The 5,258-nt window shown below is 71.8% G+C and carries 8 protein-coding genes; all 8 read left to right on the top strand.

What is annotated here, in order from left to right; genetic code table 11:
• Positions 1–12 precede the first annotated feature (12 nt).
• Positions 13–648 carry an N-acyl homoserine lactonase family protein gene (locus RIF68_RS26490; protein ID WP_309053816.1) on the top strand — a complete coding sequence of 212 codons (636 nt, stop codon included), beginning with the start codon at positions 13–15 and terminating at the stop codon, positions 646–648.
• 11 nt (positions 649–659) lie between these two features.
• Entirely contained in the window at positions 660–1,202 is a 543-nt protein-coding gene (locus tag RIF68_RS26485; RefSeq protein WP_309053815.1) for a hypothetical protein, read from the top strand.
• A gap of 114 nt (positions 1,203–1,316) precedes the next feature.
• Entirely contained in the window at positions 1,317–2,231 is a 915-nt protein-coding gene (gene pdxS, locus RIF68_RS26480; RefSeq protein WP_309053814.1) for a pyridoxal 5'-phosphate synthase lyase subunit PdxS, read from the top strand.
• 6 nt (positions 2,232–2,237) lie between these two features.
• On the top strand, positions 2,238–2,825 hold the full coding sequence (pdxT, locus tag RIF68_RS26475) for a pyridoxal 5'-phosphate synthase glutaminase subunit PdxT (RefSeq protein ID WP_309053813.1): 588 nt from the start codon (positions 2,238–2,240) through the stop codon (positions 2,823–2,825).
• A gap of 62 nt (positions 2,826–2,887) precedes the next feature.
• Positions 2,888–3,640: a YebC/PmpR family DNA-binding transcriptional regulator gene (locus RIF68_RS26470; RefSeq protein WP_309053812.1), complete on the top strand. Its 753-nt coding sequence runs from the start codon at positions 2,888–2,890 to the stop codon at positions 3,638–3,640.
• 118 nt (positions 3,641–3,758) lie between these two features.
• Positions 3,759–4,289 carry a crossover junction endodeoxyribonuclease RuvC gene (gene ruvC, locus RIF68_RS26465; protein ID WP_309053811.1) on the top strand — a complete coding sequence of 177 codons (531 nt, stop codon included), beginning with the start codon at positions 3,759–3,761 and terminating at the stop codon, positions 4,287–4,289.
• Complete coding sequence (gene ruvA / locus RIF68_RS26460) at positions 4,286–4,918, top strand: Holliday junction branch migration protein RuvA (RefSeq protein ID WP_309053810.1); 633 nt, start codon at positions 4,286–4,288, stop codon at positions 4,916–4,918. The genes ruvC and ruvA overlap by 4 nt, the downstream gene beginning before the upstream one ends.
• A gap of 52 nt (positions 4,919–4,970) precedes the next feature.
• Positions 4,971–5,258 (top strand): RuvB-like domain-containing protein (locus RIF68_RS26455; RefSeq protein WP_309053809.1); only part of this gene is annotated, 288 nt, incomplete at its 3' end.

Genomic DNA, 5,258 nt, shown 5'->3' with positions numbered 1-5,258 from the left:
CAGGCTTGCCCCATGCTTTCGATCACCCGGCTCGACCTCGGTCACTTCACCCGGCCCGCCGACGAATGGGGAGGCCCCCACGCGCGCGTGGAGCCCTCCTTCGCCTATCTCGTCCGCCACCCGGGCGGCAGCCTCCTCTTCGACACGGGCATGGGCGAGGGCTCGCCAGAGGCGGACGCCCACTACCGGCCGGTCCGCCGGCCGCTGCCCGTCGGACCGGAGGACGTCGACCTCGTCGTCAACTGCCACCTCCACTTCGACCACATCGGCGGCAACCAGCTCTTCCCCACCACACCCGTCCTGGTCCAGCGCACCGAACTCGCCACCGCCCGCGCCGGCGGGTACACCATCGACACGCTCCTGACCGGCGTCCGGTACGAGGAGCTGGACGGCGAGCACGAGATCGCGCCCGGCGTCCGGATCGTGCCCACCCCCGGCCACACCGAGGGCCACCAGTCGCTGCTGCTCGACCACGGCGACCGCGTGACCGTCCTCGCCGGGCAGGCGTACGACTTCGCGCACGAGTTCGGCACCCCGTACCGCCCCTGGCTCGACCGGCTCGCCGAACTCGCCGCGGGCCGTCCCGCCCGTGTCCTCCTCGCCCACGACCACGACCACTGGGAGGGGGTCCTGCCGCCGCCCCGGTAGCCTGTGCGCCCGTGACCGAAACCCTGATCTGGACCGTCGTCGCGCTGATCGTCGTCGGCGTCTACCTGAGCTGGACCGCCGGACGGCTCGACCGGCTGCACGCCCGTATCGACGCCGCCCGCGCCGCCCTCGACGCCCAGCTGCTCCGCCGCGCCTCGGTCACCCAGGAACTGGCCACCTCCGGCATCCTCGACCCGGCCGCCTCCCTCGTGCTGTACGAGGCCGCGCATGCCGCCCGGCAGGCCCAGGAGGACCAGCGGGAGGTCGCCGAGAGCGAACTCAGCCAGGCCCTGCGGGCCGTCTTCGGCGAGCCCGAACAGGTCGAGGTCGTCCGCGCGGCGCCCGGCGGCGACGAGACGGCGAACGAGCTGGCCGCCGCCGTCCGCCGGGTGCCCATGGCCCGCCGCTTCCACAACGACGCCGTCCGCGCCGCCCGCGCCCTGCGCCGCCACCGCACCGTGCGCTGGTTCCGGCTGGCCGGACACGCTCCGTTCCCGCTCGCCTTCGAAATGGACGACGAGCCCCCGGTGGCCCTTGCCGATCGTCCGGCCTGACCCCCTGGGCCTGCGAAAACGATCCACCGGGTCCACATTGGCCCTTGCTGGGGACCCCCGGTGGCCTGTTTCCTCGGTGGAGTCGTCACCCCCGTTGTCACGAGTGAGGTACCCGTGTCCACCACGCCTTCCACCACCCCCCAGTCTCCCGAGACCGGCACCGCGCGCGTCAAGCGCGGCATGGCCGAGCAGCTCAAGGGCGGCGTGATCATGGACGTGGTCAACGCCGAGCAGGCGAAGATCGCCGAGGACGCCGGCGCCGTGGCCGTCATGGCCCTGGAGCGCGTCCCCGCGGACATCCGCAAGGACGGCGGCGTCGCCCGCATGTCCGACCCGAACATGATCGAAGAGATCATCGGCGCGGTCTCCATCCCGGTCATGGCGAAGTCCCGCATCGGCCACTTCGTCGAGGCCCAGGTCCTGCAGTCCCTCGGTGTCGACTACATCGACGAGTCCGAGGTCCTCACCCCGGCCGACGAGGTCAACCACTCCGACAAGTGGGCCTTCACCACCCCCTTCGTCTGTGGCGCCACCAACCTGGGCGAGGCCCTGCGCCGCATCGCCGAGGGCGCGGCCATGATCCGCTCCAAGGGCGAGGCCGGCACCGGCAACGTCGTCGAGGCCGTCCGCCACCTGCGCCAGATCAAGAACGAGATCGCCAAGCTGCGCGGCTTCGACAACAACGAGCTGTTCGCCGCCGCCAAGGAGCTGCGCGCCCCGTACGAGCTCGTCAAGGAGGTCGCCGAGCTCGGCAAGCTGCCCGTCGTCCTCTTCTCCGCCGGTGGCGTCGCCACTCCGGCCGACGCCGCGCTCATGCGCCAGCTCGGCGCCGAGGGCGTCTTCGTCGGCTCCGGCATCTTCAAGTCGGGCGACCCGGCCAAGCGCGCCGCCGCCATCGTGAAGGCCACCACCTTCTACGACGACCCGAAGGTCATCGCGGACGCCTCCCGCAACCTGGGCGAGGCCATGGTCGGCATCAACTGCGACACCCTGCCCGAGTCCGAGCGCTACGCCAACCGGGGCTGGTAAGCACCGATGAACACTCCCGTGATCGGTGTCCTGGCGCTCCAGGGCGACGTACGGGAGCACCTGATCGCCCTGGCCGCGGCCGATGCCGTGGCCAGGCCGGTGAGGCGCCCCGAAGAGCTCGCCGAGGTCGACGGCCTCGTCATACCCGGCGGCGAGTCCACCACCATCTCCAAGCTCGCCACGCTGTTCGGCCTGATGGAGCCCCTGCGCGAGCGCATCGCCGCGGGCCTCCCGGTCTACGGCACCTGCGCCGGCCTGATCATGCTCGCCGACAAGATCCTCGACCCGCGCTCGGGCCAGGAGACCTTCGGCGGCATCGACATGATCGTCCGCCGCAACGCCTTCGGGCGGCAGAACGAGTCCTTCGAGGCCGGAGTCACCGTCGACGGGATCGACGGTCCCGTCGAGGGCGTCTTCATCCGCGCGCCGTGGGTCGAGTCCGTCGGAGCCGAGGTGGAGGTCCTCGCCGAGCACGACGGCCACATCGTCGCCGTCCGGCAGGGCCGCGCCCTCGCGACCTCCTTCCACCCGGAGCTCACCGGCGACCACCGCGTCCACTCCCTGTTCGTGGACATGGTGCGCGCCGAACGGTGACGTGATCCCGGTAGGATCTCTCGGGTTCGTTCAGGAAATGGTTACGCGAAGGAGACAGGCAGATGTCCGGCCACTCTAAATGGGCTACGACGAAGCACAAGAAGGCCGTGATCGACGCCAAGCGCGGCAAGCTCTTCGCGAAGCTGATCAAGAACATCGAGGTCGCCGCCCGCACCGGCGGCGCCGACCCGGACGGCAACCCGACCCTTTTCGACGCCATCCAGAAGGCCAAGAAGTCGTCGGTCCCGAACAAGAACATCGACTCCGCGGTCAAGCGCGGCGGCGGCCTGGAGGCCGGCGGCGTCGACTACGCCACGATCATGTACGAGGGTTACGGCCCGAACGGTGTCGCGGTGCTCATCGAGTGCCTCACCGACAACCGCAACCGCGCCGCCTCCGACGTCCGCGTCGCCATGACCCGCAACGGCGGCTCCATGGCGGACCCCGGCTCCGTCTCGTACCTGTTCAACCGCAAGGGCGTCGTCGTCCTGCCCAAGGGCGAGCTGACCGAGGACGACGTCCTGGAGGTCGTGCTCGAGGCGGGCGCCGAGGAGGTCAACGACCTCGGCGAGAGCTTCGAGATCATCAGCGAGGCCACCGACCTGGTCGCGGTCCGCTCCGCGCTCCAGGAGGCCGGCATCGACTACGACTCGGCCGACTCCAGCTTCGTCCCGACCATGCAGGTCGAGCTCGACGAGGAGGGCGCGCGCAAGATGTTCAAGCTGATCGACGCCCTCGAGGACAGCGACGACGTGCAGAACGTCTTCGCGAACTTCGACGTCAGCGACGAGGTCATGGCGAAGGTCGACGCCTGATCGCGAGCCTTCGGCAGCGGGCCGGCGGGGGACACACCCCCGTCGGCCCGCTGCGTTGTCACAGGCAGCCGATAGCCTGCACAAACAGATGAGCGAGAGCGGTCGAGGGAGGGGCGCCATGCGGGTGCTGGGGGTGGACCCGGGACTGACCCGGTGCGGCGTCGGCGTGGTCGAAGGCGCGGCCGGACGGCCGCTCACCATGCTCGGTGTCGGCGTCGTCCGCACCGCCGCCGACGCGGACATCGGCCTGCGCCTCGTCGGCATCGAGCGCGGCATCGAGGAGTGGCTCGACCGCTACTCGCCCGAACTCGTCGCCGTCGAGCGGGTGTTCAGCCAGCACAACGTCCGTACGGTGATGGGCACCGCCCAGGCCAGCGCGGTCGCCATGCTCTGCGCCTCCCGGCGCGGCATCCCCGTCGCCCTGCACACCCCGAGCGAGGTCAAGGCCGCCGTCACCGGCAGCGGCCGGGCCGACAAGGATCAGGTCGGCGCCATGGTGACCCGGCTGCTGCGACTCGCGGCCCCGCCGAAGCCCGCCGACGCCGCCGACGCCCTCGCCCTCGCCATCTGCCACATCTGGCGGGCGCCCGCCCAGAACCGCCTCCAGCAGGCCGTCGCCCTGCACGCATCGAAAGGCCGCACGTCATGATCGCCTTCGTCAGCGGCCCGGTCGCCGCCCTCGCCCCCACCACCGCCGTCATCGAGGTCGGCGGGGTCGGCATGGCCGTCCAGTGCACCCCCACCACCATCGCGGGGCTCCGCGTCGGCGAGCAGGCCCGGCTCGCCACCACCCTCGTCGTACGGGAGGACTCCCTCACCCTCTACGGCTTCGCCGACGACGACGAGCGGCAGGTCTTCGAGATCCTCCAGACCGCCAGCGGCGTCGGCCCCCGGCTCGCCCAGGCCATGCTCGGCGTGCACAGCCCCGACGCGCTGCGCCTCGCCGTCTCCACCGGCGACGAGAAGGCGCTGACCGCCGTCCCCGGCATCGGCAAGAAGGGCGCGCAGAAACTCCTCCTCGAACTGAAGGACAAGCTCGGCCGCCCCCTCGGCACCAGCGGCCTCGTCGGCGCCCAGCGCGCCGCCGCCACCGGACCCGCCCCGTGGACCGAGCAGCTCCACTCCGCCCTCATCGGCCTGGGCTACGCCGGCCGCGAGGCCGAGGAGGCGGTCGGCGCCGTCACCCCGCAGGCCGAGGCCGCCCTCGCCGAGACCGGCTCCGTGCCCGTACCGCAGCTGCTCCGCGCCGCCCTGCAGACCCTGAACCGCGCCCGCTGACCCCGCCGGGCCCCGCCGCCCGCACCGTACGAACAAGAAGGCAGACTCCACCGTGAACTGGGACGACGAGACGGCACCCGCCGCAGAGGAGCGGATCGTCGGTGCCGCCGCCGAGGGGGACGACCAGGCCGTCGAGGCGGCCCTGCGCCCCAAGGACCTCGCCGAGTTCGTCGGCCAGGAGAAGGTCCGCCAGCAGCTCGACCTCGTGCTCAAGGCCGCCCGCCAGCGCGGTGCCACCGCCGACCACGTCCTGCTCTCCGGCGCCCCCGGCCTCGGCAAGACCACCCTGTCGATGATCATCGCGGCCGAGATGAACGCGCCCATCCGCATCACCTCCGGC

The sequence above is a fragment of the Streptomyces sp. genome, from assembly GCF_031178505.1.
Classification (GTDB): Bacteria; Actinomycetota; Actinomycetes; order Streptomycetales; family Streptomycetaceae; genus Streptomyces; species Streptomyces gulbargensis.
The sequence above is the reverse complement of the archived record's forward strand: the minus strand, read 5'-3'. Positions and strand labels throughout refer to the sequence as shown.

Coding starts and splice junctions, on each gene's coding strand:
- pdxT (WP_309053813.1), top strand. CDS start 2,238: ATGAACACTCCCGTGATCGGTGTCCTGGCGCTCCAGGGCGACGTACGG.
- RIF68_RS26470 (WP_309053812.1), top strand. CDS start 2,888: ATGTCCGGCCACTCTAAATGGGCTACGACGAAGCACAAGAAGGCCGTG.
- RIF68_RS26490 (WP_309053816.1), top strand. CDS start 13: ATGCTTTCGATCACCCGGCTCGACCTCGGTCACTTCACCCGGCCCGCC.
- ruvA (WP_309053810.1), top strand. CDS start 4,286: ATGATCGCCTTCGTCAGCGGCCCGGTCGCCGCCCTCGCCCCCACCACC.
- ruvC (WP_309053811.1), top strand. CDS start 3,759: ATGCGGGTGCTGGGGGTGGACCCGGGACTGACCCGGTGCGGCGTCGGC.